This window comes from Achromobacter animicus, from assembly GCF_902859585.1.
Taxonomy (GTDB): domain Bacteria; phylum Pseudomonadota; class Gammaproteobacteria; order Burkholderiales; family Burkholderiaceae_B; genus Achromobacter; species Achromobacter animicus.
The window spans coordinates 63,887-90,205 of the sequence record NZ_CADIJM010000001.1 but is presented as its reverse complement, the minus strand read 5'-3'; the positions used below and the strand labels follow the sequence as shown (position 1 = coordinate 90,205).

The 26,319-nt window shown below is 64.9% G+C and carries 30 protein-coding genes; 22 read left to right on the top strand and 8 right to left on the bottom strand.

Annotated features, from left to right (window positions below; all coding sequences use genetic code 11):
* Positions 1-43: 43 nt before the first annotated feature.
* On the bottom strand, positions 44-1,504 hold the full coding sequence (gene guaB, locus HV681_RS00425) for an IMP dehydrogenase (protein WP_175121189.1): 1,461 nt from the start codon (positions 1,502-1,504) through the stop codon (positions 44-46).
* A 221-nt stretch (positions 1,505-1,725) separates the two neighbouring features.
* Here guaB and HV681_RS00420 point away from each other — a divergent pair, with 221 nt between their 5' ends.
* The 4 genes from HV681_RS00420 (at position 1,726) to HV681_RS00405 (ending at position 4,536) form a co-directional block, all read left to right on the top strand.
* On the top strand, positions 1,726-3,099 hold the full coding sequence (locus HV681_RS00420) for an HdeD family acid-resistance protein (protein WP_175121188.1): 1,374 nt from the start codon (positions 1,726-1,728) through the stop codon (positions 3,097-3,099).
* Between the two features lie 100 nt (positions 3,100-3,199).
* Positions 3,200-3,409 (top strand): hypothetical protein, encoded by a 210-nt coding sequence (locus HV681_RS00415; protein WP_175121187.1) that lies wholly within the window; start codon positions 3,200-3,202, stop codon positions 3,407-3,409.
* Between the two features lie 125 nt (positions 3,410-3,534).
* On the top strand, positions 3,535-3,912 hold the full coding sequence (locus HV681_RS00410; RefSeq protein ID WP_056562054.1) for a DCC1-like thiol-disulfide oxidoreductase family protein: 378 nt from the start codon (positions 3,535-3,537) through the stop codon (positions 3,910-3,912).
* 123 nt (positions 3,913-4,035) lie between these two features.
* Positions 4,036-4,536, top strand: coding sequence for a hypothetical protein (locus tag HV681_RS00405; RefSeq protein WP_175121186.1), 501 nt, complete (start codon positions 4,036-4,038; stop codon positions 4,534-4,536).
* Here the strand turns inward: HV681_RS00405 and HV681_RS00400 are convergent.
* From HV681_RS00400 to HV681_RS00390, 3 genes are all read right to left on the bottom strand, one after another.
* Complete coding sequence (locus HV681_RS00400) at positions 4,526-4,930, bottom strand: Imm1 family immunity protein (protein WP_254594840.1); 405 nt, start codon at positions 4,928-4,930, stop codon at positions 4,526-4,528. The genes HV681_RS00405 and HV681_RS00400 overlap by 11 nt on opposite strands.
* 133 nt (positions 4,931-5,063) lie before the next feature.
* Positions 5,064-6,161 (bottom strand): extracellular catalytic domain type 1 short-chain-length polyhydroxyalkanoate depolymerase, encoded by a 1,098-nt coding sequence (locus tag HV681_RS00395; protein WP_175121185.1) that lies wholly within the window; start codon positions 6,159-6,161, stop codon positions 5,064-5,066.
* A gap of 28 nt (positions 6,162-6,189) precedes the next feature.
* Positions 6,190-6,612 carry a CopG family transcriptional regulator gene (locus tag HV681_RS00390; protein ID WP_175121184.1) on the bottom strand — a complete coding sequence of 141 codons (423 nt, stop codon included), beginning with the start codon at positions 6,610-6,612 and terminating at the stop codon, positions 6,190-6,192.
* A gap of 159 nt (positions 6,613-6,771) precedes the next feature.
* Between HV681_RS00390 and HV681_RS00385 the strand changes: the two genes are divergently transcribed.
* Together HV681_RS00385 and HV681_RS00380 are read left to right on the top strand one after the other, a co-directional pair.
* Positions 6,772-7,254 carry a DUF4189 domain-containing protein gene (locus HV681_RS00385; protein ID WP_175121183.1) on the top strand — a complete coding sequence of 161 codons (483 nt, stop codon included), beginning with the start codon at positions 6,772-6,774 and terminating at the stop codon, positions 7,252-7,254.
* Positions 7,255-7,296: 42 nt separating this feature from the next.
* Entirely contained in the window at positions 7,297-7,680 is a 384-nt protein-coding gene (locus tag HV681_RS00380; protein ID WP_175121182.1) for a hypothetical protein, read from the top strand.
* A gap of 13 nt (positions 7,681-7,693) precedes the next feature.
* Here HV681_RS00380 and HV681_RS00375 read toward each other — a convergent pair whose 3' ends face one another.
* A complete protein-coding gene (locus HV681_RS00375; RefSeq protein ID WP_175121181.1) occupies positions 7,694-8,605 on the bottom strand; it encodes a LysR family transcriptional regulator in 912 nt (303 codons plus the stop codon).
* A 173-nt stretch (positions 8,606-8,778) separates the two neighbouring features.
* Here HV681_RS00375 and HV681_RS00370 point away from each other — a divergent pair, with 173 nt between their 5' ends.
* Both HV681_RS00370 and HV681_RS00365 read left to right on the top strand, forming a co-directional pair.
* The gene (locus HV681_RS00370; protein ID WP_175121180.1) at positions 8,779-9,774 is read left to right on the top strand and encodes a Bug family tripartite tricarboxylate transporter substrate binding protein; all 996 of its coding nucleotides are present in this window, start codon (positions 8,779-8,781) and stop codon (positions 9,772-9,774) included.
* Between the two features lie 57 nt (positions 9,775-9,831).
* Positions 9,832-10,797: a 2-hydroxyacid dehydrogenase gene (locus HV681_RS00365; protein WP_175121179.1), complete on the top strand. Its 966-nt coding sequence runs from the start codon at positions 9,832-9,834 to the stop codon at positions 10,795-10,797.
* A gap of 60 nt (positions 10,798-10,857) precedes the next feature.
* Here HV681_RS00365 and HV681_RS00360 read toward each other — a convergent pair whose 3' ends face one another.
* Entirely contained in the window at positions 10,858-11,139 is a 282-nt protein-coding gene (locus tag HV681_RS00360) for a hypothetical protein (RefSeq protein ID WP_254594126.1), read from the bottom strand.
* Positions 11,140-11,309: 170 nt separating this feature from the next.
* Between HV681_RS00360 and HV681_RS00355 the strand changes: the two genes are divergently transcribed.
* From HV681_RS00355 to HV681_RS00290, 14 genes are all read left to right on the top strand, one after another.
* Positions 11,310-11,603 (top strand): hypothetical protein, encoded by a 294-nt coding sequence (locus tag HV681_RS00355; protein WP_175121178.1) that lies wholly within the window; start codon positions 11,310-11,312, stop codon positions 11,601-11,603.
* Between the two features lie 67 nt (positions 11,604-11,670).
* Entirely contained in the window at positions 11,671-11,973 is a 303-nt protein-coding gene (locus HV681_RS00350) for a hypothetical protein (protein ID WP_175121177.1), read from the top strand.
* Positions 11,974-12,229: 256 nt separating this feature from the next.
* Positions 12,230-13,207 carry a LysR family transcriptional regulator gene (locus HV681_RS00345; RefSeq protein ID WP_175121176.1) on the top strand — a complete coding sequence of 326 codons (978 nt, stop codon included), beginning with the start codon at positions 12,230-12,232 and terminating at the stop codon, positions 13,205-13,207.
* Positions 13,204-14,679, top strand: coding sequence for a flavin-containing monooxygenase (locus HV681_RS00340; RefSeq protein ID WP_175121175.1), 1,476 nt, complete (start codon positions 13,204-13,206; stop codon positions 14,677-14,679). Before HV681_RS00345 ends, HV681_RS00340 begins: the two co-directional genes overlap by 4 nt.
* Entirely contained in the window at positions 14,676-15,650 is a 975-nt protein-coding gene (locus HV681_RS00335) for an ABC transporter permease (RefSeq protein WP_056566643.1), read from the top strand. Before HV681_RS00340 ends, HV681_RS00335 begins: the two co-directional genes overlap by 4 nt.
* Positions 15,647-16,564 carry an ABC transporter permease gene (locus HV681_RS00330; RefSeq protein ID WP_175121174.1) on the top strand — a complete coding sequence of 306 codons (918 nt, stop codon included), beginning with the start codon at positions 15,647-15,649 and terminating at the stop codon, positions 16,562-16,564. The genes HV681_RS00335 and HV681_RS00330 overlap by 4 nt, the downstream gene beginning before the upstream one ends.
* A complete protein-coding gene (locus HV681_RS00325; protein ID WP_175121173.1) occupies positions 16,561-17,574 on the top strand; it encodes an ABC transporter ATP-binding protein in 1,014 nt (337 codons plus the stop codon). The genes HV681_RS00330 and HV681_RS00325 overlap by 4 nt, the downstream gene beginning before the upstream one ends.
* Positions 17,571-18,590 carry an ABC transporter ATP-binding protein gene (locus HV681_RS00320; RefSeq protein WP_175121172.1) on the top strand — a complete coding sequence of 340 codons (1,020 nt, stop codon included), beginning with the start codon at positions 17,571-17,573 and terminating at the stop codon, positions 18,588-18,590. The genes HV681_RS00325 and HV681_RS00320 overlap by 4 nt, the downstream gene beginning before the upstream one ends.
* Before the next feature lie 74 nt (positions 18,591-18,664).
* Positions 18,665-20,236: an ABC transporter substrate-binding protein gene (locus HV681_RS00315; protein ID WP_175121171.1), complete on the top strand. Its 1,572-nt coding sequence runs from the start codon at positions 18,665-18,667 to the stop codon at positions 20,234-20,236.
* Positions 20,237-20,240: 4 nt separating this feature from the next.
* Positions 20,241-21,575, top strand: coding sequence for an acyl-CoA thioesterase/bile acid-CoA:amino acid N-acyltransferase family protein (locus tag HV681_RS00310; protein WP_175121170.1), 1,335 nt, complete (start codon positions 20,241-20,243; stop codon positions 21,573-21,575).
* 24 nt (positions 21,576-21,599) lie between these two features.
* Positions 21,600-22,769: a CMD domain protein gene (locus HV681_RS00305; protein WP_175121169.1), complete on the top strand. Its 1,170-nt coding sequence runs from the start codon at positions 21,600-21,602 to the stop codon at positions 22,767-22,769.
* Positions 22,770-22,898: 129 nt separating this feature from the next.
* Entirely contained in the window at positions 22,899-23,747 is an 849-nt protein-coding gene (locus HV681_RS00300; protein WP_175121955.1) for a class I SAM-dependent methyltransferase, read from the top strand.
* Positions 23,748-23,771: 24 nt separating this feature from the next.
* Positions 23,772-24,326, top strand: a complete 555-nt coding sequence (locus HV681_RS00295) for an SMI1/KNR4 family protein (protein ID WP_175121168.1) — start codon at positions 23,772-23,774, stop codon at positions 24,324-24,326.
* Between the two features lie 44 nt (positions 24,327-24,370).
* Complete coding sequence (locus tag HV681_RS00290) at positions 24,371-24,697, top strand: hypothetical protein (RefSeq protein ID WP_175121167.1); 327 nt, start codon at positions 24,371-24,373, stop codon at positions 24,695-24,697.
* Between the two features lie 551 nt (positions 24,698-25,248).
* Here the strand turns inward: HV681_RS00290 and HV681_RS00285 are convergent.
* Complete coding sequence (locus tag HV681_RS00285; RefSeq protein WP_175121166.1) at positions 25,249-25,461, bottom strand: hypothetical protein; 213 nt, start codon at positions 25,459-25,461, stop codon at positions 25,249-25,251.
* Between the two features lie 139 nt (positions 25,462-25,600).
* Positions 25,601-26,209: a hypothetical protein gene (locus HV681_RS00280; protein WP_175121165.1), complete on the bottom strand. Its 609-nt coding sequence runs from the start codon at positions 26,207-26,209 to the stop codon at positions 25,601-25,603.
* Positions 26,210-26,319 lie beyond the last annotated feature (110 nt).

Genomic DNA, 26,319 nt, shown 5'->3' with positions numbered 1-26,319 from the left:
TCTGCCGGTGCGTGATGCATGACATTGTAGTTGACTGTGCGGATCAGTCGGCGCGGTAGTTGGGCGCTTCCTTGGTGATCTGCACGTCGTGCACGTGGGACTCGCGCACGCCCGCGGAGGTGATCTCCACGAACTCGGTCTTGGTGCGCATGTCGTCGATGGTGGCGGCGCCGCAGTAGCCCATGGAGGCGCGGATGCCGCCGACCAGTTGGTAAATGATGGCGAGCACGCTGCCCTTGTAGGGGACGCGGCCTTCGATGCCTTCGGGGACCAGCTTGTCGGCGTTGTTGGCCGGGTCCTGGAAGTAGCGGTCGGCCGAGCCTTCCGTCATGGCGCCCAGGCTTCCCATGCCGCGGTACGACTTGTACGACCGGCCCTGGAACAGCACGACTTCGCCGGGGGCTTCTTCGGTGCCGGCGAACATGCCGCCCATCATGCATGCGAATGCGCCAGCGGCCAGCGCCTTGGCGACATCGCCCGAGTAGCGGATGCCGCCGTCGGCGATGAGCGGAACGCCCGTGCCTTCCAGCGCCTTGGCCACTTCGGAGATGGCGTGGATTTGCGGCACGCCGACGCCGGCCACGATACGCGTGGTGCAGATGGAGCCCGGGCCGATGCCGACCTTGACGCCGTCGGCGCCGTGCTCGACCAGCGCGCGCGCGGCGGCTGCGGTGGCGATGTTGCCGCCGATGACTTCAACCTTGGGGTAGTTCTGCTTGACCCAGCGCACGCCTTCGAGCACGCCCTTGGAGTGGCCGTGCGCGGTGTCGACGATGAGCACGTCGACGCCAGCGGCGACCAGCTTTTCCACGCGTTCTTCGGTGTTGCCGCCTACGCCCACCGCTGCGCCAACGCGCAGTTGGCCTTGGGCGTCCTTGCTGGCCATCGGGTGTTCGGTGTTCTTGACGATGTCCTTGACGGTGGCGAGACCACGCAGTTCAAAGCCGTCGTTCACGATCAGCACGCGTTCCAGACGGTGCTTGTGCATCAGGGCCTGCGCTTCGTCGAGCGTGGCGCCTTCCTTCATGGTGACCAGGCGCTCCTGCGGTGTCATGATGTTGCGCAGGGGCTGATCCAGGTTTTCTTCGAAGCGCAGATCGCGGTTGGTGACGATGCCGACCAGCTTGCGGCCTTCGACGACCGGCAGGCCCGAGATGCCATGCTGGCGCTGCAACGCAATGGCGTCGCGCACTTTCATCTGGGGGGTGACGGTGACCGGATCGATCACGATGCCGAATTCGTGGCGCTTGACGCGAGCCACTTCACGCGCTTGGGCGTCGGCGGAGAGATTCTTGTGGATGATCCCGATGCCGCCTTCTTGCGCCATGGCGATGGCCAGACGCGATTCGGTGACGGTGTCCATGGCGGCGGACACGAGGGGGATATTCAGACTGATATTGCGAGTCAGGCGCGTGGCCAGGGAGGTGTCGCGCGGCAACACCTCGGAATACGCAGGCACCAACAACACATCGTCGAAGGTGAGCGCTTTTTGAACGAGACGCATGGGTAACTCCGGGCGCAAAGCGAGATTATACGCCGTCGGCATGTTTTGACTAGGTGTTAACCATAGGTCCGGGTGGATATTTATGACACTTGATCAGACCCCAATTTGCGGACTGCGAACCTGGCCTTGGGCCGCCCGCCAATTCATCCCACGCGTTGACGCGCCCGCCCGGCTGCTCTTATGTTCGTGTACACGTTATCGACTTTGCGGGGTTTTCCGCCATGCCGCAGTTGGTCTTGCTTCTGTTGGGAGTCCCCTACCTGCGCCAGCGATGGCGCGCGCTGGCCATCGCGGGCGCGGTGTTCCTCGTGGCCGGTATCGTCGTGTTCATCGATGCCCTGGACGATGCCCTCTACTTTCCGCTCAACGCCTTTGCTGTCCTCTTCATCATCGAAGGTCTGGGCACGCTGCTGATCGCTTCCAGCGGCGTCGGGGGCCAGCGCGTGCTGCGCTATGCGAAAGGGTCGTTCGTTCTTGCGGCGGGCGGACTGATTCTGGCGGGACATCATCACGGACACTTTGTCCTGTCGATGATCTTCGGCGCGCTCTTCCTGGTGGATGGGTTGCTGCAGTGCATCGCGGCGTACGTCGTGCGCTACGAGCGCTGGCGCTACGCGTTTGCCGGCGGCGTGGCGGAAATTCTGCTGGCGATCTTTTTCTTCCAGCCGTACCCCACGAATTACGTGGGTACCGTGCCGTATTGCCTTGGGCTATTCCTCGGCATTGCGGGCGCAAAGCTGCTGTGGCTGGCGCGCCGCGTCCGGCATCTGGCCTCGAACCCCGCCTTCGCCGCCACGCAGTCGATGGGCTTTGCACCTGCCGCGCCGGAGCAGGCCAAGCCGCAAATCTGGGACGGCCCGCCTGCCGATTCCGAGCGCGCGCTGACCGTCCACGTCTGGACGCCATCGGGCTCGGCCAAGGCGCAGACCCGCAGCTATCCGCTGGTGGATCGCTACATCGCGGCGGTCGACGTCAACGGCGTCATCTCAACGGGACACGCGGCGCTGGAGTCACCCGAAGGCATCTACATCAGCCTGTACCCAAAAGAGGAAATCGACCGGTCGCCCGACGACTTCGGCGCGCTGCTTCGCGCCACGGCCGACAACGACATACCGGGGGTCTATCAACCCGATTACGCGACCGAGTCAAACGCCTGGTGCCCGTCGAACGTACGCGTGCGTATCCGGAACTACGATGCGGACAAGCTGGCGGCGTTTTGGCAGGAGTACCGCAAAAACGCCACCTACAACCTCACCCACCGCAACTGCTCAAGCACCGTGTCACGGGCGCTGGACGCCGCGCTGGATGGCGTCGTGGGACGCCTGCATGGCGGCGAGGCCGGCTGGCGGGTGCTGCTCCGGCTGCTGCTGACGCCCGAGCTCTGGGTGGCCGCGCAAATCCGCAAGCGTGCCCTCACGATGGCCTGGACCCCGGGCCTGACGCTGGACTACGCCCGTGCCATGAGCATGCTGGCGGACCCGCGGCCATTCGGGTGGTGGAAGATGTCGCAACACGCGGTGCGCCGGATTGCCGAATTGCGCGCGGGATGGCGGTCGCAGGACCGGGAATCGCCGGCTCGGCGGCCGCGGACCTGAGCCGCGCGCACGCTGTTGCAATTGAACCCTGGAGAATCGCGGACCGCGGGCGTAACGTGAAAACGCGGCATATGCCGCGTTGCCTTTGCAGGTGCGCACCATGACGCCCACGACTTCCCGCCCCGATCCCCACCAAGCGGCCCCGGCCGCCGCGCCCGACACGCATGCGCCGCCGCATGCGGACAAAGAGCGCGCAAAGTCCGATCACCAGCACGAAGAAGCCCGGCGCAAGGCGCTGGTCGGTTCCCAGCACAAGGAGAACACGCGCGCCGTTGCGGCGCCGCGCTATCACGGACATCGGGGCGGCTGAAGGCGCCGGTTCCCGCGCTTGCCGGCCGCGCGCATTTCGACAGCGCGCTCGTCGGCAACGCGCCCTGCGGACCGCCCGAACGGGTTTTTGCGGTATGTTTCTGCAAACCCCGACGGATCCCGACGATGCAGTCCGACGAAAACTACCTTCTCTATGACGGCGATTGCCCCTTCTGCTCGAACTACGTGCGGATGATGCGGCTGCGCAAGGCCGCTGGGCCTATCGCCATGCTGAACATGCGCGACCATCCCGACCTGGCCGCGCACCATCGCGCGCAAGGCTATGACTTGAACCAGGGCATGCTGTTGCACCTGGACGGCCGCGACTACTGGGGCGCGGACGCGATCCACCGGCTGGCCTTGCTCAGCACGGGCAGCGATGTGTTCAATCGCCTGAACGCCACCATATTCAGCAACGCGTGCCTGTCCAAGGCGCTCTATCCTTTCATGCGCACCGGCCGCAGCCTGACGCTGACGTTGCTGGGCAAGAAAAAGATGCCTTGACGCGGTTGCGGCGCAATTCCCGCACAATGCTGGCGGCCAGGCGCACGCCTGCGGAACGCTCGTTCGCAAGTAGCAGGCCGGCCACCCGCAAGCCTATACACCCTGACAACCGGAACTGACCTGATGATCTATTTCTTTGGCGCCCTGCTTCTCGCGTCTACGCTGGCCGCTGCCGTCTACCGCCGCATGCAGCGCAGACCCGAGGACTCCGGCCGCGCCATGTCGCGCGACATGCTGTCGGGCGCCGCGATCTTCGCATTCATGGGACCGGCCGTCGCCATCGTGCTCATCGCTGTGACCATGTCGATCGGCGCCCAGGATCCGGAACTGCTCCTGTTCGGTCTCTATGGGCTGCCGTGGGCGTATCTGTTTGGCGGTGTGCCGGCGCTCTTTTGCGGGTTGACGGCGGGCGCGCTCAAGCCCGTCGCGCCGTCCTGGCTGGCCATCCTGCGCATGGGGCTCATTGGCGCGGCGTATGCCTTTGTCTTTTTGCTGACGTTCGGCAGCCGCGACAGATCGTTGGCAGCGCTGGGATTTCCGCTGTTCATGGGCGCCCTGCCCGCCGCAGTCGCCGGTCTGCTGTGCGCGCGGGTGTTCTACGGCAAGCCGGTGGCTATTCGCTAGCCCAATTCAAATCCGGGGACGCGGCGCCGTGCGCATGAAAGTACAACAGCGCGGACGCCGCCTTGGAACGGTCTACGCACTGGTACTGCGGATAACTGCCTGATTGTCCGCCCGCCACCAGGTCCTGGTCGTGGTCTTCGGATTTGGCGGGGTCGATCAGCGTGTGGATCCGCGTGTCGCCGCCGGATGAGATGAACACGATATAGGCGCCGTCGCCGCCACCGCCGATCGACATGACCGTGTCGTCGTCAATCACGAAGGCGGTCGAGCTGAAGACCGCGCCATCCAGCCTGTCCAGGGCGGCGAGCAGGTCGCCCTCGGTCGGGGATTCATGCGCGCGGGTCTGTTCCTGGTCGCCTTGACGCATGTTTTCGATGATTCTGACGATTTTCACGGTGCTCCATTCGCCGGCTAGCGGCGCGTTGAGGGGTGGTCGCATGCAAGGGATCACATGCAAGGGGAATCACGGCCGATACTACATTGGCCGCGATCCAAGCCGCCATTGACCACGCTGGAACGTTAGCGAATCACTGAGCGCGCGACGTGCGCGCGAAGAAGAATCGCAGCATCTCGGCCGTCGCATCCGGACCGGTCCGATCCGTGTAGGACCCTTGCTCCGAGCCGCCTGCCCAGGCATGGCCGGCGCCGTGGACATCCCAGCGTTCGGCGACGATGTTGCCCGCCGCATCGCGGTATACATGCTGCGTGCTATCGCGCATGCTGCCCGCGCCCGCCACGCGAACGGTTTCGACACGCGCGTTGGGCCCCACGCTGGCCGCGATCACGTTGCCGGCATTGGCGGGATTGACGGTGGCGTCGCGATCGCCATGGAACACGATGACCGGCACGCCGTTGCCGGCCGGTGCGGCGGGTTTCAGGCCCACGCCCTTCATGGCGGACAGCGCCGAAGGCAGGTCCGTCGCCGCGCCAGCGGCCAACCCCGAATGCACACCTGCCGCCGCATACAGTTCGGGATAAGCGCCCGCCAGAATCGCTGCCATCGCCCCGCCCGCCGACAGTCCCGCGACATACACGCGCGTGGGATCAATGTTGTGGGCGGCGATCACCTCGCGCGTCATGCCCGCAAGGATGGACGGCTCGCCCCGGCCTGGCTGCTGATGGTTGTGCTTGAACCAGTTCCAGCACTTCTGCGGATTGGCGTCGCGCGATTGCACGGGGTACAGCACATGAAAGCCCTGCTCGCGCGCAGCCGCATTCATGGCGGTGCCCGCGGCGAAATCGTCTGCGTCCTGCGTGCATCCGTGCAGCATGACCACCAGCGGACGCGGCGTGCCATCCGGGTTGGGCGGCACATACAGCTTGTAGGCGCGCTGCCCGGACGAATTGCGGAATGACCCCGCCGTGAACGTATCGCCCGCGGCGGCAGGTTTTGGGACGGACTGCGCAGCGTCGCCGGAAACGTGCGGCGCCGCGCTGGAAGCTTGGGCGGAATCCGGAACTTCCCAAGCCTCGACGTCGATGACGTCAGCATCGTCTTGCCTAGCCGGCGCGGCAGCCAGGCCGTTTCGCAGGGCGGCCTGGATGGCGGCAGTTGCTGCCGATAGATCGCCGGATTGGGTGAGCTGGGTAGCCCGGTGCATGAGTTGCTGAAAATCAGGGTGCATGGAATGACCTTTTTCTGCGCCGCGAGGGTCAGCGGATGCGCTGACGCAGGGCGGCTTTGACGGCGGGGCTGGCATGTAGCGCCCCCAGTACCGTCAGGGATTCGATCGTGGCGAGCGCAAGCTCGGGTGTGACGTCGGAGGCAATGGTTGCCAGGCCCAGCACCCGGATCTGAAGCATTTCGCCCGCGGTCTGGACCGCGAGCAAATCCTGGGCGGTGTAGTGCTGGATGCCCAGCACCAGCGTCTTGCGGCTGACGGCCTGGCGCACGGCGTCGCCGTGGGTGGCAAGTTGATTGCGGATGGCCGTGCGGATGAGGTCCGTGCGGTTGGCGTAGAACCCTTCCTGGACGAGCAAATCAATCTGGCCCAGGTCGACATAACCCAGGTTGATGGTGATTTTTTCGTCCGCAGGCTTTGGCGTGGATGCGAGTTGAGAGGTGCGAGGCGGCATGGATCGAATAATAAACCATCCACTTGGATGGTCTATGGATGTTTCAACTTGATAGATCTGCCTGCTCGACGCGGTGCTGGTCTTCGGATGCCGGTCTTATTGACGCTGGCAGGGCAGGCGCCGGTCCGCTACCGTCGTCGTGAACCCCAGGGGATTCTCATGGCGCCACGCCTTGCATCGGGATTGCTCGTGTCAATTGCCTGCTCCGCGGCGGCGGTCGCCCAGCCGGTTCCGCCCGACCTGTATGGCGCCCTGATCGTCTCTTCAACCTATCGTTACTACGCCTCGATCCTGTATGGCACCGACGCCGCGGCCCGCCGCAGCGCGCTCACCGCTTGCCAGGAAGATGAACCCCGCGCCACCTGCGCGGTGTACGCCAGCTTCAGGAACCAATGCGTGGCGGTGGCCGCTAACGGCGCGCAGCACTTCGTCGCCCTCGGCGACAAGGCGTGGGACCGGCAGCGGACTGGCGATTACAGCCTGGGGTTATGCCGCCACCAGACGGGTTCCGGGTGCAGACTGGTGCTTAGCGCGTGCTCGACCCACGCGCAGCAGGCGGAGGACCAAAGCGTCCGCGCGGGCCCGGACGGGGTGATTAGGGCGGATTTCCAAGTCCATCACGCCGCCCGACTTGTCCGATGAATTACAGTCTGTCGGGCAATACTCACCCGAAAGGAAAGCATCATGGAAAATCCGTTTGGCGATTCCGACGAGCCGTCCAGCGACCATCGGCAATATCTGGTCCTGATCGCGGCATCCAAAGACAACGCCGCCCTCGCGCAGAAAATCCTGGAAAACATCAAGACGCACGTGGATGAGCGCGCCGCGCCTTTGTGGATCGACGCGAAGGGAATCGGCGTGCTGGTGACGACGGACCTGGTCGCCTCCGAGATCTGGCGCGAGATGTTCCAGAAGGCGCCGGGACAGGATTATGGCGACACGCGCAACCTGCTTATCCTGGAAATCGGCAAGGATTGGGCCGCCCGCCGGGACGACAAGATCGAACACTGGTTGGCCAGCCACGTCGGCGCGCCGTTGTCCGCGCCGAATCGCCCCAAGCGCCGCTAGATAGAAGTCTGGCTCACGCCTGTCCGGGGCTTCCGACAGTTTCCGGGCTGTTTCGCTTGGCCACGCGCTGCAGAAATGCATCCAGCGCCGGATTATCGTGCTGCGCGTGCCAGGCAAGGTACATGTCCGCGTAGAGATCGCGCTGGCCAATCGGCCGGAACACGACACCTTCAAACCGCAGCTCGCGGGCGGAATCCGGCACGAGGCCCACGCCCAGCCCGGCTCGCACCAGCGCCAGCAAGGTATGCGTCTGCCCGGCGCGCTGCACATACTGCGGCTGCACGTCCGCCAGGCCGAAAGCGCCCACGATGCGGTCGTAGAAATACTTGCCTTCGCGGGGCGAATACAGCACGAATGGCTGCCCCTGCAGCAACCGCAGCGGCACGATGGCGTGCTCGCACAAGGGCGAATCGGCGGGCAGCGCCAGCACCAGCGGTTCCCGCTCAAGCAGGCGCGACTCGATGCCTGCCTGTTGCGGCACGCTGCGCGCCAGGATGGCGTCCAGCTCGTGGGCCAGCAGCAGGCGGCTCAGCTCGGTCGTCACGGTTTCGCGCAACTGGATCTCCACGCCCGGCAGCAGCTTGCGCGCCTGCACGATAAGCGACGGCATCAGGCGATACGAGGCCACGGCCGTGAAACCCAACCTGATGTGGCCGGCTTCGCCGCCGGACGTGCGGCGCGCGGTGGCGGCGGCCTGCGCCGAAAACTCAAGCAAATGGCGTGCATCGCGCAGAAAGCGCCGGCCGGCGGCGCTGAGCACCACCTGCCGGCTGTTGCGCTCGAACAGGGTCACGCCCAGGTCCTGCTCCAGTAGCTGGATCTGGCGCGAGAGCGGCGGTTGCGTCATGCACAGGCGCTCGGCGGCGCGGCCGAAGTGCAATTCTTCGGCAACCGCAATGAAGCACTCGAGCTGGCGGAATTCCATCGATTCAATCCTTGAATTGATTGATGCTATTTATAGCTCGAACGGCTATCCATGGACAGGCATCCCTATACTCGGCTGCAGGGCTGGATTCCGGCCCGCGAAGCATCAGGAGCCTTACCCGCAGCACCATTTTTGCGGCCTCGCCGCCATCAACGCCATAAAAGAGAAAATCCATGGAGACAAAGAACACCGCCCGGATTCGCGTCCGGCTCCTCGCCGCGGCGCTGGCCCTGGCTGCCACCGCCGCCTTGCCGCACGCGGCCAGCGCCGCAGGGTATCCGGAACGCCCGATCAATCTGATCGTCCCCTTCTCACCCGGCGGCGGCACCGACATCTCGGCGCGCCTGCTGGCCGCGGCCCTGGGTGAAAAATTCTCGTCGTCGGTGGTGGTGGACAACCGCCCGGGCGCCGGCGGCCAGATCGCCGCCGACCTGGTGGCCCGTTCGCAGCCCGATGGCTACACGCTGCTGTTCGCGAACTCGGGCATGCTGGCGATCAACCCCTGGATCTACAAGCTGCATTCCGACCCGGTGAAGGCGTTTGCGCCCGTGTCGCTGTTTTCGGACCTGCCGTTCGTGCTGGTGGTGCCCGCCAGCCTGCCGGCAAAGAACGTCGCGGAACTGGTGACGCTGACCAAGTCCCAGCCCGGCAAGCACACCTTTGCCAGCTCGGGCACGGGCGGCGCGCCCCACCTGTCCGGCGAGATCTTCCAGGAAGCCACCGGCGTGGATCTGGTGCACGTGCCCTACAAGGGCGGCGGCCCGGCGATGACCGATCTGATGGCCGGGCGCGTCGACATGTTGTTCGCGTCGGTCCTGGAGACCATGCCGTACGTCACGGCCGGCAAGCTGCGCGCGCTGGCCGTGACCGGCGCGATTCGCTCGCCCGCGATGCCGGACGTGCCCACCATCGACGAAGCCGGCGTCAAGAACGCGCAGAGCGGCTCGTGGACGGCAGTGCTGGCGCCAGCCGGCACGCCGCAGGCCGTGATCGACAAGCTGTCCGAGGCGATCCGCGCCGTGGCGGCCGATCCCGCGGTCAAGGCCAAGCTCGAATCACAGGGCGCCGTCGCCCACGGATCGACACCCAAGGAGCTGCAGGACCTGGCCGCTAGCGAGCGCGAACGCTATGGGCAGATAATCAAGTCCCGCAACATCCAGACCAACTGATTCCGGTCCCGGCCCGCCTCGGCGGGCCTTTCCTTCTTACCTACATAAGCCGTATCCATGACTGCATCCCTTCCCGCCTCCGCCGCCGATCTGCTGATGGTCGGTCCCCTGCTGCCTGAACTGGTGGCCGACCTGGAATCGCGCTACCGCGTTCATCGCCTCTGGGAGGCCCAGGACAAGGCGGCGCTGCTGCGCGAACATGGCGCCGCCATCCGCGGCATCGCCACCAGTGGCCGCTTCGGCGCGACAAAGGAATTGATCGACGCCCTGCCCGCCCTGGAAGGCATCTTCAGTTTTGGCGTGGGGTACGACACCATCGACATCGCGGCGGCCAAGGCGCGCAACGTCGTGGTCACCAACACGCCGGGCGTGCTGGACGCCTGCGTGGCCGATACCGCGCTGGCCCTGATGCTGGCCGTCTCGCGCCGCATCGCCGAAGCCGACCGCTTCGTGCGCGCCGGCCGCTGGCCCACTGAAGGGTTCGGCCTGGGTTCGCGCATGACCGGCAAGCGCTGCGGCATCGTCGGCCTGGGCAACATCGGCCTGCAGATCGCCCGCCGCGCGCAGGCCTTCGACATGGAGATCCTGTACACCAACCGCAAACAGCGTCCCGACGCGCCCGAGGGCTACCGTTATTGCCCGGACATCCTCGAGCTCGCCGCGCAATGCGACTTTCTGGTGCTGGCCGTGCCGGGCGGCGGCGCGACGCGCCACATGGTGAACGCGCAGGTACTGGACGCCCTGGGTCCGGACGGCTGGCTGATCAATATTGCGCGCGGCACGGTGGTCGACGAAGCCGCGCTGGTAGCGGCGCTGCAGAACAAACGCATTGCCGGCGCCGGCCTGGACGTGTTCGAACACGAACCCGCCACGCCCCCGGAACTGAACGCCATGGACAACGTGGTGATGCTGCCGCACATTGCCAGCGGCACCCACGAAACGCGCCGCGCGATGGCGGACCTGATGCGCGCAAATCTGGATTCGTGGTTCCGCGAAGGCCAGGTGCATACGCGCGTGGTGTAACGCGCAACAGCTGACTACTGAGGTTTGCGCGGCCTGCCGGATTGACCGGCAGGCCATTTTTCAGGCCGCTTCCACGGCCGGCGGATCGATGGACCGTTGCGGGGCGGGCATGGTGCGATCACAAAGTGCCCAACCCGATGCCGGGTTGCGCCGATCGTGCAGATAATCCCAATTGGCGCCGCATTCGCCGCACGTGAATGCCTCGTGCGTGACGCCGCGTTGCACCAGGGGCAACGACCGGACATGGCCCAGGCTGATCAGGTTTTCATGCCCCGGCGCCCCCGCCTGATCCACGGTGATGGCCGCACATTGGCCGCACAGCATCGCTCCACTCCCTTTCATTTTGCTTTCACGGAATGGTACGGACGACGGGGCTTCAAAGGCTCAACAATTCTCACATTCGGTATTGCGGCGTTACCCGTTCCCACGAAGTGGGCGCCATTGCTGTAAACACCGACGCCTGCCTTTCATCCCGGCGGACTATACTGGATAAATAAACAGTATTTTCCGCCATGCCGTTCAAAAACCCCCTTTCCCACGCCGACCTGCGGTGCATCCGCGAGCGTCAGCCCTGGAACCCCGATGTGATCACCCTGCTTTGGGAGGTCAAGCGGCTGCGTTCGATCTTGCTGCGCGCTTATCAGCTATCCGGCGACTTCAAGCGCCCGGCCGGCATCACCGGCGACCTCTACGACGATTTCATACGCGACCTGCACCGCGAACCCTGCGTGCTGGAGCGCGACGACATGAAAGACGCGCTGCTGGAACCCTCCAACCGGTTGCGCAAGGGGATGGCTCCCAGATAGCGCTGGAGCGCAGACGGGCGCGGGAGTATCGTCAAAGGCGCATCCTGGCCCAGAACGGAGATGTCCCATGTCTGACCCTTCGCAAGCAGAATTGGAATCCGGCGCGTCACAACAGGGCAACCTCGTGCAATTCCTGCTGTGGATTGCGGCGCGTCCTCGCACTTACGCAGAGACCATGGAAGCGTGGCGTACCCACTGCCCCAGGCTGTCGGCCTGGGAAGACGCCACGGCGAATGGCCTGATCGACATGACGCAGGAGCAAAGCACCGTGAAGGGCGAAGCCGTCCTGGTGCTGACGGAAAAAGGCCGTGCGCTTCTGGCCTCCCATGCGCCGATTCAGGGCGCACAAGCCGGACCCGACGGGTCCTAGCGCTTCTCCCCGGCCTTCCCCATTTCCATGGCTGGAATCGAGCCTGTGCGGCGCTGAATCGTCCTTCAGCGGCTGCGCCTTCTCTTAGCGCGCCGGACACCGCTCCCCTCAGGACTTACCCTAAGTCCTTGAAATAACTCGCGGTAATTAAAAATGTGCGGTCATTCGCATCTAGGGAATTTACTTATGCCTTTTTAGTATTTGTAGGGTGCATACTCGAGCGGCCAGAATTCGTCCTTGGCATAAATCAAGACCAATGGAACTCCGTCAACTCGAGGCCTTTGCGGCCGTCATGTCCACCGGCAGCGTCACCGCGGCCGGACGGCTGCTGGGACGCTCGCAGCCGGCGATCAGCCGGTTGCTGCAGGAACTGGAGGCCGAAATCGGCTATCCCCTGTTCGCGCGCAGCGGTCCCCGCGTGACGCCGACCGAACAGGGGTTCCTGCTGTATGACGACGTTGAACGCGCACTGACCAGCCTGCAGCAGATCCGCGGGCGGGCCGATGAGATCGCGCGCGGCCAGGCGCAGCCGCTCCTGGTGACCGCCACGTCCGCACTCGCCGCCGGTCTGGTGCCCGCTGCCCTCAAACGCATCGAAGCCCGCCTTGGCGCCGCACGCGTACAGTTGCGCAGCGCCTCGCCGGAACGCGTAGTGCACGCCGTGCTGTCGGGCGCCGCGCAACTAGGCGTGACCAGCCTGCCGCTGGAACACCGCGGCCTGACCGTGCACTGGATTGCCCAGGCCCCCTGCGTCGTCGCCCTGCCCGAAGACGATCCTGTGGCGCAGCATGCCGTGGTGCCGGTGTCGGCCCTTGCCGGCCGCCGTCTCATCACTATGGCCAATCCCTATCGCCTGCGCCGCCGTCTGGACGCGGCCCTCTCGCACAACGTACAGGCGCTGGGCACCATTGAAACCAATTCGTCCGTCAATGCCCTGGCCGCCGTCCGCGCCGGGCTTGGCGTGTCGGTGCTGGAACCCGTGACTGCCTACGGCTCGCCGGTGGCGGGCGTGGCGATCCGGCCCATCGACCTGGACATCCCCTTCTTTTTTGGGGTCATCACCCCGCAGTCGCAAACGCTGACGCCGGCCTGCCAGGCCATGGCGGACGCACTGGCCGAAGCCGCCGCAGCCCTGCTGCCGGGCTTCGTGCTGCACGACGCCTGCGAGCATTCGGCGCTGTTGCAGTCGATCTACGGCGATGACGCCCCTGTTATGGAAACACCCGCATCATGAATCTGCCCATTGCCACCCCGCCGCAAGGCCTGCCCGCGCTGGAGGCGCGCCTTCGGCAAGACCTGTCGTGGCTGGAACTGCCCGCCAAGAACTGGGTGACGCCCCGGCTGGTCGATGGCCAGCAGGTGCTGGACGTGGCCATCATCGGCGGCGGCATGGGCGGTCTTGCGGCGGCGGCGTCGTTGAAGCATCTGGGCATCGACGCGCCGATTTTCGATCAGGCGCCCGAAGGCTTCGAAGGCCCGTGGGCCACGACGGCCCGCATGGAGACGCTGCGCTCGCCCAAGCAACTGACCGGTCCCGCGCTCGGCCTGCCCGCCCTGACCTTCCGCGCCTGGTTCGAAGCGCAATTCGGTCTGGACGCGTGGGAAGCGCTGGACAAGATCCCGCGCCTGCAATGGATGGACTACCTGCGCTGGTACCGCCGCGTGCTGAACCTGGACGTGCGCAACGAACACCGCATCCTGTCCGTGCAGCCGCGCGCCGACAAGCTGGTGGAACTGGACGTCCAGTCGCCCGCCGGGCGCAGCACCGTCCTGGCCCGCCGTGTCGTGCTGGCCACGGGCCGCGACGGCCTGGGCGGCGCCTATGTGCCTGACTTTGCAAAGAAACTGCCGCGCGACCGTTGGGCGCATTCGTCCGACGTGATGGACTACAACACGCTGGCCGGCAAGCGCGTCGGCGTCGTGGGCGCGGGCGCATCCGCCATGGACAGCGCGGCGACCGCGCTGGAAGCCGGCGCGGCCAGCGTCGACCTGCTGATCCGCCGCAACGACATTCCCCGCATCAACAAGGGCAAGGGCGCGGGCAACCCAGGCCTGACCCACGGCCACCTGACGCTGCCCGACGAATGGAAGTGGAAGATCCGCCACTACATCAACGCCGCGCAAGTGCCGCCCCCGCGCGGCAGCACGCTGCGCGTGTCGCGCCACCCCAATGCCTTCTTCAACCTGGGCTGTGGCGTGCTGGACCTGGCGCTGATCGATGACGAGATCCACGTCACCACGCCCAAGGGCGTGTTCGTGCTGGACTTCCTGATCTTCTCCACGGGCTTTCGCATCGACTGGACCGTGCGGCCGGAATTCGCGCCGCTCGCGCCTCACGTGCGCGCCTGGGGCGACCGCTACACGCCGCCCGCCGGCGAGGAAGACCAGGAACTGCATGATTCGCCCGACCTGGGCGCCGTCTTCGAACTGCAGGAAAAAGTGCCCGGCGCCTGCCCCGGTCTGGATCGCGTGCACTGCTTCTCGTACCCCGCCGCGCTGACGCAAGGCACGATCTCGGGCGACATCCCCGCCATCAGCGAAGGCGCCAAGCGCTTGGCGCAAGGCATCGCGGGTCTGTTCTACCGCGAAGACGTGGCCACGCACTACGCCAACATGGAAGCGTTTGCTGAGCCCGAAGTGTTCGGCGATGAATGGACCCCAGCCCCTGCGCCGGCGACCGCTTCGCAGGCGGAGACCGCGCAATGACCGCATGGCTGCTACGCCGCGTGGCGCAAGCCGCCGTGGTCGTGTTCCTGATGACGCTGATCGTCTTCGTGGGGCTGCACGCCATCGGCAACCCCGTGGACATCCTGATCGGCCAGGACGTGGACCAGGTGGACCGCGCGCGCATCATCGCCGAACTCGGCCTGGACAAGCCCCTGTGGCAGCAGTACCTGGCCTTCCTGAACGGCGCGCTGCACGGCAACCTGGGCAATAGCTTCGTCTACAACATCCCGGCGATCGAACTGGTGATTCAGCGCCTGCCGGCCACGCTTGAACTGGCGATCACCGCCCTGTCGTTTGCCGTCATCGTCGGCCTGCCGCTGGGCCTGTTCGCCGGCCTGTACCCCGACAGCCGCGCGTCCAAGATGATCATGGCGGGCAGCATCGTCGGTTTCTCGCTGCCCACGTTCTGGGTGGCGCTGATGCTCATCATGGCGTTCAGCGTTTCGCTCGGCTGGCTGCCGGCCAGCGGCCGCGGCCAGACGGTGGAGTTCCTGGGCTTTCAGTGGTCGTGGCTGACGGCCGACGGCTGGCGCCACCTGATCCTGCCGGCGTTCAACCTGTCGCTCTTCAAGATCTCTTTGGTGATCCGCCTGACCCGCGCCGGCGTGCGCGACGTGATGCCGCTGGACTTCGTGAAGTTCGCGCGCGCCAAGGGCCTGTCGCCGTTCCGCGTGGTCTGTGTGCACGTGCTGCGCAACACCATGATTCCGCTGGTGACGGTGCTGGGCCTGGAACTCGGTTCGACCATCGCATTTGCCGTCATCACCGAAAGCATCTTTGCCTGGCCCGGCGCCGGCAAGCTGATCCTGGACAGCCTGAACGCGCTGGACCGCCCCGTGATCGTGGCCTACCTGATCGTGGTGGTGTGCCTGTTCGTGACGCTGAACCTGATCGTCGACATTCTGTACAAAGTGCTGGACCCCCGGGTACGGCTGGAGGCCACGGCATGAGTTCCGTATCCAATACCGCGCAGGCGCCTGCCCTGCGCCGCGAGTCGCCGTGGCGCCGCAACCTGACCGAGTTCCTGTCGTCCAAGACGGCGGTGCTGGGCCTGGTGGTGGCCACGCTGCTGATCCTGGCTGCCGTGCTGGCGCCCTGGATATCGCCGCAGAACCCGTATGACCTGCTGCAGATCGACGTGCTGGACTCGCGCCTGCCGCCCGGCACCATGAACGGCCTGGAGACCTTTCATTACTGGCTGGGCACCGACGGCCAGGGCCGCGACCTGTTGTCCGGCATCCTGTACGGCCTGCGCATCAGCCTGATGGTGGGCGTAGGCTCGGCGCTGATCGCCGGCGTCATCGGCACGCTGCTGGGTCTGTTGGCTGCCTACGCAGGCGGCAAGGTCGACGCCTTCATCATGCGTCTCGTGGACCTGATCCTGTCGTTCCCGTCGATCCTGGTGGCCATGATGATCCTGGCCTATCTGGGCAAGGGCGTGGGCAACGTGGTGCTGACGCTCGTGATCCTGGAATGGGCCTACTACGCCCGCACCGCGCGCGGCCAGGCCCTGGTCGAACGCCGCCGCGAATACGTCGAAGCTGCCCGCTGCCTGGACATTCCCAACTGGCGGATCATGTTGAAGCACATCCTGCCCAACTGCCTGCCGCCGCTGATCGTGATCGGCACCCTGCAGATCGCGCGCGCCATCACGCTGGAAGCCACGCTGAGCTTCCTGGGCCTCGGCGTGCCGGTGACCGAACCGTCGCTGGGCCTGCTGATTTCCAACGGCTTCCAATACATGCTGTCCGGCGAATACTGGATCAGCTTCTACCCCGGCATCGCGCTGCTCATCACCATCGTGGCGATCAACCTGGTGGGCGACCGCCTGCGCGACGTGCTGAACCCGAGGACTCACAAATGACCGACCGCACCGCCTCGGCAGGCGCGCCGGCCACGCTTGAAGTGCGCAACCTGCGCACGCAATTCCATACCCGCGCGGGCGTGCTGCCCGCCGTGGATGGCGTCTCTTTTAAGCTGGAACGCGGCAAGATTCTGGGCCTGGTCGGCGAATCCGGCTCGGGCAAGTCCGTGACGGGCTTCTCCATCATGGGTCTGGTCGATGCGCCGGGCCGCATCGCCGGCGGCGAGGTCCTGTTCCAGGGACGCGACCTGACCAAGCTGGCGCCGCGCGAGTTGCGCAAGCTGCAGGGCAACCGCATCGCCATGATCTTCCAGGATCCGATGATGACGCTGAACCCCGTGCTGCGGGTGGACGTGCAGATGATCGAGACCGTGCGCGCCCATAACAAGATGAGCAAGGCCGAGGCCCGCATCCTGGCGCGCGACACGCTGGGCATGATGGGCATTCCCAGCCCCGAGGAACGCCTGCTGGCCTACCCGCATCAACTGTCCGGCGGCATGCGCCAGCGCGTGGCCATTGCCATTGCCATGCTGCACCGCCCGGATCTCATCATTGCCGACGAACCCACCACCGCGCTGGACGTCACCATCCAGGCGCAGATCCTGTCCGAAGTGCAGAAGCTCGCGCAGCAGCATGGCACCAGCCTCATCTGGATCACGCACGATCTTTCCGTGGTGGCCGGCCTGGCCGACGACGTGGCCGTCATGTACGCCGGCCGCATCGTCGAACACGGCAAGGTCGACGACGTGCTGGACCGTCCGCAGCACCCGTACACCGTGGGCCTGATCGACAGCCTGCCCAGCAACAACCAGCGCGGGCAGCGCCTGCGCCAGATTCCCGGCATGACGCCGAACCTGCTGCACCTGCCGGCCGGCTGTGCGTTCGCGGCGCGCTGCGCGCGCGCCACCGCCGCCTGCGGCCAGCAACCCGGCATCACCCAAGCCTTACCCGACCACGACGTGCGCTGCTTCCATCCTTCCATCCAGATCCACCGCGAGGTGGCGGCATGAGCGCAAACGCCAACGCCCCCACCCCGCTGATCGACCTGCGCCAGGTCAGCAAGCGCTTCGGCGAACGCAAGATCGGCGCCGCCGGCCGCGCGATGCAATCGCTGGGCCTGTCCAAGCCGCCCGCCATCACGCGTGCCGTGGACCATGTCGATCTCATCGTGAACCCCGGCGAAGTCGTCGGTCTGGTCGGCGAATCCGGCTGCGGCAAGTCCACGCTGGGCCGCATCGCGGCCGGCCTGCTCACGCCGTCCGGCGGCGAGGTCCGCATCAACGGCGTGCGCCCGGCCGACATGAACGCGGCCGAAGCCCACGCCGCGCGCCTGAAGGTGCAGATGATCTTCCAGGACCCCTATGCCAGCCTCAACCCGCGCCTGCGCGTGGACGAGATCGTCGGCGAAGCGGCGCGCATTCATGGTCTGGTCGGCAACGGCGACTTCGATGACTACGTCAGCGCGCAACTCGAGCGCGCGGGCCTGGACCCCGCCCTGCGCCAGCGCTATCCGCACCAGTTCAGCGGCGGCCAGCGCCAACGCATCGGCATTGCCCGCGCGCTGGCCGTGCAGCCGTCCATGCTGGTATGCGACGAGGCCGTGGCCGCGCTGGATGTGTCGATCCAGGCGCAGATCCTGAACCTGTTCATGGACCTGCGCGAAGAGCTGAACCTGACGTATCTCTTCATCAGCCACGACCTGGGCGTGGTCGAACACCTGTCCGACCGCGTCGTCATCATGTACCTGGGCCGCGTCGTGGAAACGGCGACGGTGGAAGAAGTCTTCCAGCGTCCCAACCACCCGTACACCCAGGCGCTGCTGGCCGAGATTCCCACCCTGAAGTCGCGCCACAAGACCTTTACCGCGATCAAGGGCGAGATCCCCAGCCCGCTCAACCCGCCTACCGGCTGCCATTTCCATCCGCGATGTCCGCACGCGATGCCGCGCTGCAAGACCGAGGTTCCCACATTGAAGGGAATCGCCATCAACCACCTGAGCGCCTGTCACCTGAACGACATGGCCTGACGATCAATGACTGCGGCACGACCGCCGCGGTCAATGGACCCACTCCGTTCCCCCTCTACCAAGGATCCCGGACAATGAAACGCCTGATTCTCTCGACCCTCACCGCCGCCATCCTGGGCGCCTCGGCTGCGGCCTCCGCCGACAACCTGTCGATCGGTTTTGCCGACCCGCTGTCGTCGCTGGACCCGCAGTTGAACAACCACGCCGGCGACCGCTCGGTGGCCCTGCACTTCTGGGACCTCCTGATCGAGAACAAGTGGAACAAGCTGCAGCCGGGTCTGGCCGTGAGCTGGAAGCCGCTGGACAACACCACCTGGGAATTCAAGCTGCGTGAAGGCGTCAAGTGGCAGGACGGCACGCCGTTCACCGCCGACGACCTGATCTACTCCTACACCCGCGCGCGCGGCGTGCCCGGCAGCGTCGCCACCTACGCCGGCTACCTGCGCACCATCGACACGATGACCGCCAAGGACCCGCTGACGCTCATCGTCAAGACCAAGGCCCCGAACCCCGACCTGCCCCTGAACCTGGCGTCCATCCACGTCGTCAGCAAGCACGTCGGCGAAAAGTCGTCGACCGAAGACTACAACTCGGGCAAGGCCATGGTCGGCACCGGCCCCTACAAGTTCGTCTCGTACACCCCCGGCGACCGCGTCCTGATGGAACGCAACGACGCCTACTGGGGCGACAAGCAGATCTGGGAAAAGGTCAACTACCGCTACATCAACAACGCCGCCGCCCGCACCGCCGCTCTCTTGGCCGGCGACGTGGACGTGATCGACAAGGTCTCGGTGTCCGACCTGGCCAAGCTGCAAAAGGCCTCGAACATCTCGGTCTACCCGTACGACGGCCTGCGCGTCATGCTGCTGCAACCCAGCTTCAACCCCGCGCCCAACCAGTACATCACCGACAACAACGGCAAGCCGCTGGACAAGAACCCGCTCCTGGACGTGCGCGTGCGCCAGGCGCTGAACCTGGCCATCAATCGCAAGGCCATCGCCGACCGCATCCTGCAAGGCGCCGCCACCGAAGCCAACCAGTGGATGCCCAAGGGCACCTTCGGCTACAACCCCGAAATCAAGGACATCCCGAACGATGTCGCGCAAGCCAAGAAGCTGCTGGCCGAAGCGGGCTTCCCGGATGGCTTCAAGCTGACCATGCACGTCCCCAACGACCGCTACCCGCAAGGCCCGGAAACGGCCCAGGCGGTGGCGCAGTTCTGGACCCGCGTGGGCGTGAAGACGCAAGTGGAAGTCGTGCCGTGGGCCGTGTACTCGGGCCGCGCCAACAAGAACGAATTCGCCGTCAGCATGCTGGCGTGGGGCAACGGCACGGGTGAAGCCAGCTACGCGCTGGTCAACATCCTGGCCACGGTCGACGCCAAGAAGGGCCTGGGCGCGTCCAACTGGGGCCACTACACGAACGCCAAGGTCGACGCCGCGCTGGAGCAATCCACCTCGGAATTCGACGTGGCCAAGCGTGAAGCCATCCTGCGCGACTCCGTCAAGCTCGTGTCCGATGACGTCGGCATCATCCCGCTGTTCCACTACAAGAACATCTGGGCCACCAAGAAGGGCCTGAAGGTCACGCCGATGACCAGCGACCGCACGGCCGCCATGATGGTCACCAAGGTTTCGGACAAGTAAAGCCATGGCGCCGACCCTGACCATCACCCCCGCGGACGCCCTCATCGACGTCCCGCGCCAGATCCGCGTCGAACACGTGGCGCCCGGCGCGACCGTCGAGATCACCGCCCTCACCCGCCGCAACGGCGTGGTCTGGCAAGCCCAGGCCGCCTACACGGCGGGCGAGGACGGCGTGGTCGACCTGACCCGCGAAGCGCCCGTTTCCGGCGACTACACCGGCCTGTCCCCGATGGGGCTGATCTGGGCGCAGTCCCCCGACGACGGCAAGAGCCGTGAATACTTCAACCACCCGGTGACCGACGCGTTGGTCACCGACGTGGTGGCTCGCGTGGAAGGCGCCGAAGCGCGCGCCAGCTTCACGCAACGCCTGGCGTCCGACGGCGTCACGCGCGTTGAAGTCCGCGAGGAAGGTCTGGTCGGCACCCTGTACCTGCCCGCCGGCAGCGCGCCGGGATCGCATCCCGCCGTCATGATCCTGAACGGGTCCGGCGGCGGCATCAATGAACCGCGCGCCGCCCTGTACGCCTCGCGCGGGTACGCCGCCTTTGCGCTGGCGTACTTCAAGGCGCCGGGCCTGTCGGACTACATTTCCAATACCCCGCTCGAATACTTCCAGACCGGACTGCGCTGGCTGCGCAAGAAGGTCCAGCCCAAGCACGACTTCGTCGCCATCAGCGGCCAGTCGCGCGGCGGCGAACTGGTGCTGCTGTTGGGCGCCACCTTCCCCAAGGAAGTGTCGGCGGTCGTGGCCTACGTGCCCGGCGCTGTCGTGCACAGCGGCCAGAACGCCTGCGATCCCAAGATCGGCCGCGAAGGCCCGACGTGGCTGCTGGGCGGCAAGCCCATTCCCCACGTCTGGGAAAACAACCGCACCGCCACCTGGGCCCCATTCGATGAAGGCCCCGCGCCGCATCGCCACGAAAAGGCCATCCTGACTGCGCTGCAAGACCCCGACGCCGTCGCCCGCGCCCGCATCCGCGTGGAAGACATCGAAGGCCCGGTCATGCTGCTGTCCGGCACCGACGACGGCTCGTGGCCGTCCAGCCTGTATTCGAAGATGGTGCAGGACAAGCTGGTCGAGGTGCAGCACCCGTACCCGGTCAAGTGGCTGGATTACGAGAACGGCGGCCACTCGATCCTGTTCCCCTACGTGCCCACCACGCAGCTTGTGTACGCCCACCCGGTGTCGGGCAAGATCAGCACCAGCGGCGGCAACCCCAAGGACAACGCCCGCGCCGATCAGGAATCCTGGGAAGGCGTGACGTCGTTCCTGGATGCGGCGGTGAAGGCCAAGGGTGCGGCGGTTGCGACTGCGGGCGACAAGCGCAACGCCGGCTGAAAGAAACTTTAGGAGAATTCGTCAATGGCACAACAACCCATCGTCTACGACATCAACAAAGACCTCGTCGACCAGCTCGTGGGCCTGACGCCCGGCAGCCAGACCTTTGACGTGCGCCACAAGCGCGACAAGGTCGCCGCCGCCACGCAAGGCAGCTACGACGCCCTGTTCGACCCGGCCCTGCCCGGCCTGTCGCTGGCCGACCGGCTGCTGGTCGCGCTGTATGCCACGCGCATCACGCCGTCGCCGCTGCTGGCTGCGCACTATCGTGCCCGCGCCGTGGAAGCCGGCGCCGCGGCAGCGGACATCGCCGTCGCCGAATCGGGCAAACCGGCCGACGCCGCCAACCCGCAACTGGCCGCCGTGCTGGAATTCACGCGCAAACTGATTGAAAAGCCTGTCGAAGGCGACGAGGCGGCGCTGAAGACGCTGCCGGCGGCGGGGGTTTCGACGCCCGCTGTCGTCACCCTGTCGCAGCTCATCGCCTTCCTGTCGTATCAGACGCGTCTGGTGGCGGGGTTGGTGGCGATGAAGGCCGCTGAGGGTCAAGGCGCCGGTTCTGCTGCCGCGGAAGCGACTGCCGTCATCAACCCCGGCAACACCGAACCCGGCGACGTCATCAAGGCCCACGGTTTCACGAACGAAGTCCTGGAGTGGAAGGCCTGGCTCGACGTCGTCAACGTCGACACTGCCACGCCCGAACAGATCGCCGTCCTGGAAGAAAGCCACCCCAAGGCCAAGGTCTCGGACTACTACCTGTTCCTGGTCCACCAGCCGGAAATCCTGCGCCAACGCTCCACGGCCTTCAACGCCATCATGTACGCCCCGGGCGGCATGTCGCGCGCCGAACGCGAGCTGGGCGCCACCGTCGTGTCGCGCGTCAACGGCTGCGTGTACTGCGCGTCGGTGCATGCGCAGCGGTTCGAGCAACTGGCCAAGCGCAATGACGTGATTGGGCAGGTGTTCGAGGATCCGATCACGGCTGGCACGACCAAGCGTGAACAGGCGATTGGCAAGTTCTCGATCCAGATCACCGAAGCGCAGGCTGACGTGAACGCGGCCAGCATCCAGGCGCTGAAGGACGTTGGATTGAATGACGGTGAGATCCTGGATCTGCTGCATTCGGACGCGATCTTTGCGTGGGCGAATCGGTTGATGCTGAATCTGGGTGAGCCTGTCCTCGTGACGGTCTGAGGCGCTCCTTTGACCTGCGTGTCTGGCGCCGGCCCTCAGGTAGAGCCGGAGTCAAACACGCAGAGGGGTAAAATGCCTCTTTCCGCACCTCGACGCGCCCCGCCCCAGCGGGGCGCTTTGCCTTTCCCCATGTCCGAAAAAACCCACGACATCCGCCCCGGCCAGTCGATCGAACTGCTCAAGGCCCTGCACATCCTGACCCGCGACGGCAAGATGAACCAGGACAGCCGCCGCAAGCTCAAGCAGGTCTACCACCTGTTCCAGTTCATCGAGCCGCTGCTCAAGGACGTCCAAGCGCAACGCGGCGCCGTCACGCTGGCCGACCACGGCGCGGGCAAGTCGTATCTTGGTTTCATCCTGTACGACCTGTTCTTCAAGGATCAGCCCGAGGCGCTGAAGAACGGCTCGCATATCTACGGCATCGAAACGCGGGAAGAACTGGTGAAGTCGTCGGAGGAACTGGCCAAGCGGCTGGGCTTTGGCGGCATGTCGTTTCTGAACCTCTCGGTTGCGGAATCGATCACCTCGAACAAGCTTCCCGCATCGATTGACGTCGTTACCGCCCTGCACGCCTGCAATACCGCCACCGACGACGCAATTCATTTTGCGTTGGAGAAGAAAGCCAAATACATCGTGGTCGTGCCGTGCTGCCAGGCGGAAGTGGCTTCGGTGCTGCGGAAAAACAAGGCAAAAGCGCTGGCCGATCCGTTGGCCGAGATCTGGCGGCATCCACTGCACACGCGGGAGTTCGGTAGCCAGATTACGAATGTGCTGCGTTGCCTGCAGCTTGAGGCGCATGGGTATCAGGTCAGCGTGACTGAACTGGTTGGCTGGGAGCATTCGATGAAGAATGAGCTGATCATTGCGCAATATAAAAATCTGCCGACTCGCAAGCCTGCCGAGCGTTTGACCGAGATGTTGGAGCGGATTGGATTGCAGGAACTGAAGGATCGGTTTTTCTTGCCGCAAGCTGCGTAACACGCAAAAGGACCACCAGCGGCGATGAATTTTTCCCAATACGTTGATCGGGTTCGAGCGGTATGCGACGCGCACGGTCACGCGCTAAACCTCAACCCAGGCGCGGCGGAATCGGTCCTGGAAGCGGTAGAGGCGGAACTTGGCTTCCTTATCTCTGCGGGCGCCCGGCAGGCTTGGCTTCGTGCCAATGGGGCCGAGCGCGACGAGCCGGTGTTCATGCAGCCGGGCTATTTGACGGCTTATGATTTTCTGCCGTTGGAAAAGGCGATTGCGGCACGAGCGCGTATGGCAGACCGAGCGCCGCGATATGTCGGATACGCTGAACCGGCGCTGCGAGATGCGCGCATCAGGGACGGCTGGTTTCACCAGGGCTGGCTCCCCTTCGCCAGTTTCGGCGGCGCAACACTGCTGATGATGATCGACCACTCGCCCACCGAGGCGGGCACACCGGGGCAGATCATCGCCTTCACCCATGACCCGGACCAGATCACCTGGGTGGCGCCCAGCTTTGAGGCGCTATTGATGGGGTCGATTGCCGAGATCGAAGCCGATCCGGAGGAGTTTCTGGGGGAGTATTAAGGAGTATCAATGAGCCCCGACAAGACAGAGCGCACGAAATGCTGATGATCCTTATCTTTCCCCTTGTACTCGTGGGCGTCCTGACGATCTGGCTGGCTGGTGTGGTGAAGGGACGCTCGGTCAAAGGAGCGCCGCCTGCGCTTACCGTTACCCTCTTGGCATTAGTACTTTGCTATGCCATGGGATTGATACTGATATCAATTGATCCTTGGTTTGACGACAACGGCGTACCGGAATTCATCTCCTGGAAATATCGTTGGGCATGGGCGGCATCGATCGCGGGCTGGCTCGCAATTGTTGTCTTGCCTGCGGTGCTCGGACTTCGGGCAGTCTTCCTTTCGCGTGCTCGGAAGCAGTTTCCGCTTGCATGAACGCCACCGGGTCCTAGATTGAAAGGATGCAAAAGAAAGGCCGTGACTTGCGCCACGGCCCCAGGCATCGGCTAATAGCGTCACCCTACCTATGCCCCAACTTTTAACGCGATTTAGCCGCCGCTGCTTTATCCAGATTACTCGCCGCAGACCATCATGAAATCTGAAGCTGCCGGTCTACAGCGAGCGCTCGCTGGGAACGGAATATGGATTTATCAGCGTTTCCACCTGCAGCACATCGCATGCTGCAGGCGTATGAAACCACCGCGGCAATCATTACGGAAATAAGACTACTTCGAATCTTTTGGGAAACTTGGCAGACTGGCCGTGATGAATGATCGGCTTCGGTAGATAAAACGCCGAGCGCGTTATTCAGAATGAGAGCATTTTGAAATTCTGCCCAGCACCACGCTGACGGGGCGCTGGGCATTCTATCGGGGCGAGGCGTCAGGTGTTCGACGATCCCGGCCGCGTCGCGTTCAAGTACCCGCGCAGCTGCACCGTGGCGGGATCAGGACGCCTTCACCAATTCAGACAAGCCGCGGGCCGCGTCAGTCTCCAGAGCTTCGACGCAACCGATCGGAAGACTGTTTATTCAACCGTTTGGCTTCGTCTTCCGCGTAATCTTCCTCACCCGATTCGTACTGGCCTTCATAGCCGCAGCTGCTGCGAAGCAATCCGCACTCGCCGACGACCGAGCAGCCCGAACTCATGGCGGCAAGAAACAACACAACACCGTAGCGGCTTAACGTTTGAATCGACATATCGCTCCTTGGGAATGGGTCTGGCATTCGTCACACATAGGATGCCATTGTGCAGGGGCGAAGATGTGTCGGCAGGCGCGCTGCGGCGTTTCGAATTGTCTCTGGCTGTAGGCTGACGATTGTCCACGCCCCTGCGCAGTCATAGATGCCGATGGCTGCAGCCCATGACCTGACCCGTCAGTTCGCCGATCAGGCCCGCCAGCCCTTCCGCACTCTCGCGATCCAGTCCTTCGCATTGCACCATCCGGAATCCCATCGCCAGGCTGTAATGCCAATCGAGTTCAAGGATGCGATAACTGCGTCCGCTTTCCTCGCATTGCCATTGGACGGCCGGGTTCTCGTAGGCTTCGCCGATGAAGTCGATGTGCGACTCGGCTGGCATCGGCATGGCGGGTTCGTTTGATCCCGGCACGCTCGGCGCGAAAAGATTTTCGCCGACCATGACGCGGGGATTCGGCCCATCGAAGGCCAGCAACATGAGCGGAAAGTGTCTGGGATCGGCGTCGTAATCCTCTCTGACAGCATCGCTCAGGTAGGGTCTGGCCGCCGGGCCGAGGCAGTATTGGACGCTGCGCCATGACGCGTCATCTCCGTCGAAACCGTCGTCGTTGTTGGCGCGGTAGGGAATGGTGTCGCCATGCGCCGGCAGGACATAACCCCCTTCCAGCAGCCGCGCTTCCAACGCGGGCCAATTGGGCGGCGGCAGGTGGAAGTCGCGGGGGAAGATGAATTGATGGTGTTCAGACATGGGCGGAATCCGAAAGCCGTGAGGTTTTGGCGATGTCAGTTAATGACGAGCGCGTACTGAAACGGTGATGCCGGAGTATTACAGAAATAGGTGCCGGACCAAACCCGCCC

Excerpts from the sequence above, each read along its gene's own strand:
- HV681_RS00360 (WP_254594126.1), bottom strand. The coding sequence starts at position 11,139 with ATGAAAGGGAGTGGAGCGATGCTGTGCGGCCAATGTGCGGCCATCACC.
- HV681_RS00375 (WP_175121181.1), bottom strand. The coding sequence starts at position 8,605 with ATGGAATTCCGCCAGCTCGAGTGCTTCATTGCGGTTGCCGAAGAATTG.
- HV681_RS00395 (WP_175121185.1), bottom strand. The coding sequence starts at position 6,161 with ATGCACCCTGATTTTCAGCAACTCATGCACCGGGCTACCCAGCTCACC.
- HV681_RS00350 (WP_175121177.1), top strand. The coding sequence starts at position 11,671 with ATGTCTGACCCTTCGCAAGCAGAATTGGAATCCGGCGCGTCACAACAG.
- HV681_RS00380 (WP_175121182.1), top strand. The coding sequence starts at position 7,297 with ATGGAAAATCCGTTTGGCGATTCCGACGAGCCGTCCAGCGACCATCGG.
- HV681_RS00285 (WP_175121166.1), bottom strand. The coding sequence starts at position 25,461 with ATGTCGATTCAAACGTTAAGCCGCTACGGTGTTGTGTTGTTTCTTGCC.
- HV681_RS00320 (WP_175121172.1), top strand. The coding sequence starts at position 17,571 with ATGAGCGCAAACGCCAACGCCCCCACCCCGCTGATCGACCTGCGCCAG.
- HV681_RS00410 (WP_056562054.1), top strand. The coding sequence starts at position 3,535 with ATGCAGTCCGACGAAAACTACCTTCTCTATGACGGCGATTGCCCCTTC.
- HV681_RS00315 (WP_175121171.1), top strand. The coding sequence starts at position 18,665 with ATGAAACGCCTGATTCTCTCGACCCTCACCGCCGCCATCCTGGGCGCC.
- HV681_RS00330 (WP_175121174.1), top strand. The coding sequence starts at position 15,647 with ATGAGTTCCGTATCCAATACCGCGCAGGCGCCTGCCCTGCGCCGCGAG.
- HV681_RS00345 (WP_175121176.1), top strand. The coding sequence starts at position 12,230 with ATGGAACTCCGTCAACTCGAGGCCTTTGCGGCCGTCATGTCCACCGGC.
- HV681_RS00390 (WP_175121184.1), bottom strand. The coding sequence starts at position 6,612 with ATGCCGCCTCGCACCTCTCAACTCGCATCCACGCCAAAGCCTGCGGAC.
- HV681_RS00310 (WP_175121170.1), top strand. The coding sequence starts at position 20,241 with ATGGCGCCGACCCTGACCATCACCCCCGCGGACGCCCTCATCGACGTC.
- HV681_RS00365 (WP_175121179.1), top strand. The coding sequence starts at position 9,832 with ATGACTGCATCCCTTCCCGCCTCCGCCGCCGATCTGCTGATGGTCGGT.
- HV681_RS00335 (WP_056566643.1), top strand. The coding sequence starts at position 14,676 with ATGACCGCATGGCTGCTACGCCGCGTGGCGCAAGCCGCCGTGGTCGTG.
- HV681_RS00300 (WP_175121955.1), top strand. The coding sequence starts at position 22,899 with ATGTCCGAAAAAACCCACGACATCCGCCCCGGCCAGTCGATCGAACTG.
- HV681_RS00340 (WP_175121175.1), top strand. The coding sequence starts at position 13,204 with ATGAATCTGCCCATTGCCACCCCGCCGCAAGGCCTGCCCGCGCTGGAG.
- HV681_RS00295 (WP_175121168.1), top strand. The coding sequence starts at position 23,772 with ATGAATTTTTCCCAATACGTTGATCGGGTTCGAGCGGTATGCGACGCG.
- HV681_RS00385 (WP_175121183.1), top strand. The coding sequence starts at position 6,772 with ATGGCGCCACGCCTTGCATCGGGATTGCTCGTGTCAATTGCCTGCTCC.
- HV681_RS00290 (WP_175121167.1), top strand. The coding sequence starts at position 24,371 with ATGATCCTTATCTTTCCCCTTGTACTCGTGGGCGTCCTGACGATCTGG.
- HV681_RS00280 (WP_175121165.1), bottom strand. The coding sequence starts at position 26,209 with ATGTCTGAACACCATCAATTCATCTTCCCCCGCGACTTCCACCTGCCG.
- HV681_RS00415 (WP_175121187.1), top strand. The coding sequence starts at position 3,200 with ATGACGCCCACGACTTCCCGCCCCGATCCCCACCAAGCGGCCCCGGCC.
- HV681_RS00325 (WP_175121173.1), top strand. The coding sequence starts at position 16,561 with ATGACCGACCGCACCGCCTCGGCAGGCGCGCCGGCCACGCTTGAAGTG.
- HV681_RS00420 (WP_175121188.1), top strand. The coding sequence starts at position 1,726 with ATGCCGCAGTTGGTCTTGCTTCTGTTGGGAGTCCCCTACCTGCGCCAG.
- HV681_RS00370 (WP_175121180.1), top strand. The coding sequence starts at position 8,779 with ATGGAGACAAAGAACACCGCCCGGATTCGCGTCCGGCTCCTCGCCGCG.
- HV681_RS00305 (WP_175121169.1), top strand. The coding sequence starts at position 21,600 with ATGGCACAACAACCCATCGTCTACGACATCAACAAAGACCTCGTCGAC.
- guaB (WP_175121189.1), bottom strand. The coding sequence starts at position 1,504 with ATGCGTCTCGTTCAAAAAGCGCTCACCTTCGACGATGTGTTGTTGGTG.
- HV681_RS00355 (WP_175121178.1), top strand. The coding sequence starts at position 11,310 with ATGCCGTTCAAAAACCCCCTTTCCCACGCCGACCTGCGGTGCATCCGC.
- HV681_RS00405 (WP_175121186.1), top strand. The coding sequence starts at position 4,036 with ATGATCTATTTCTTTGGCGCCCTGCTTCTCGCGTCTACGCTGGCCGCT.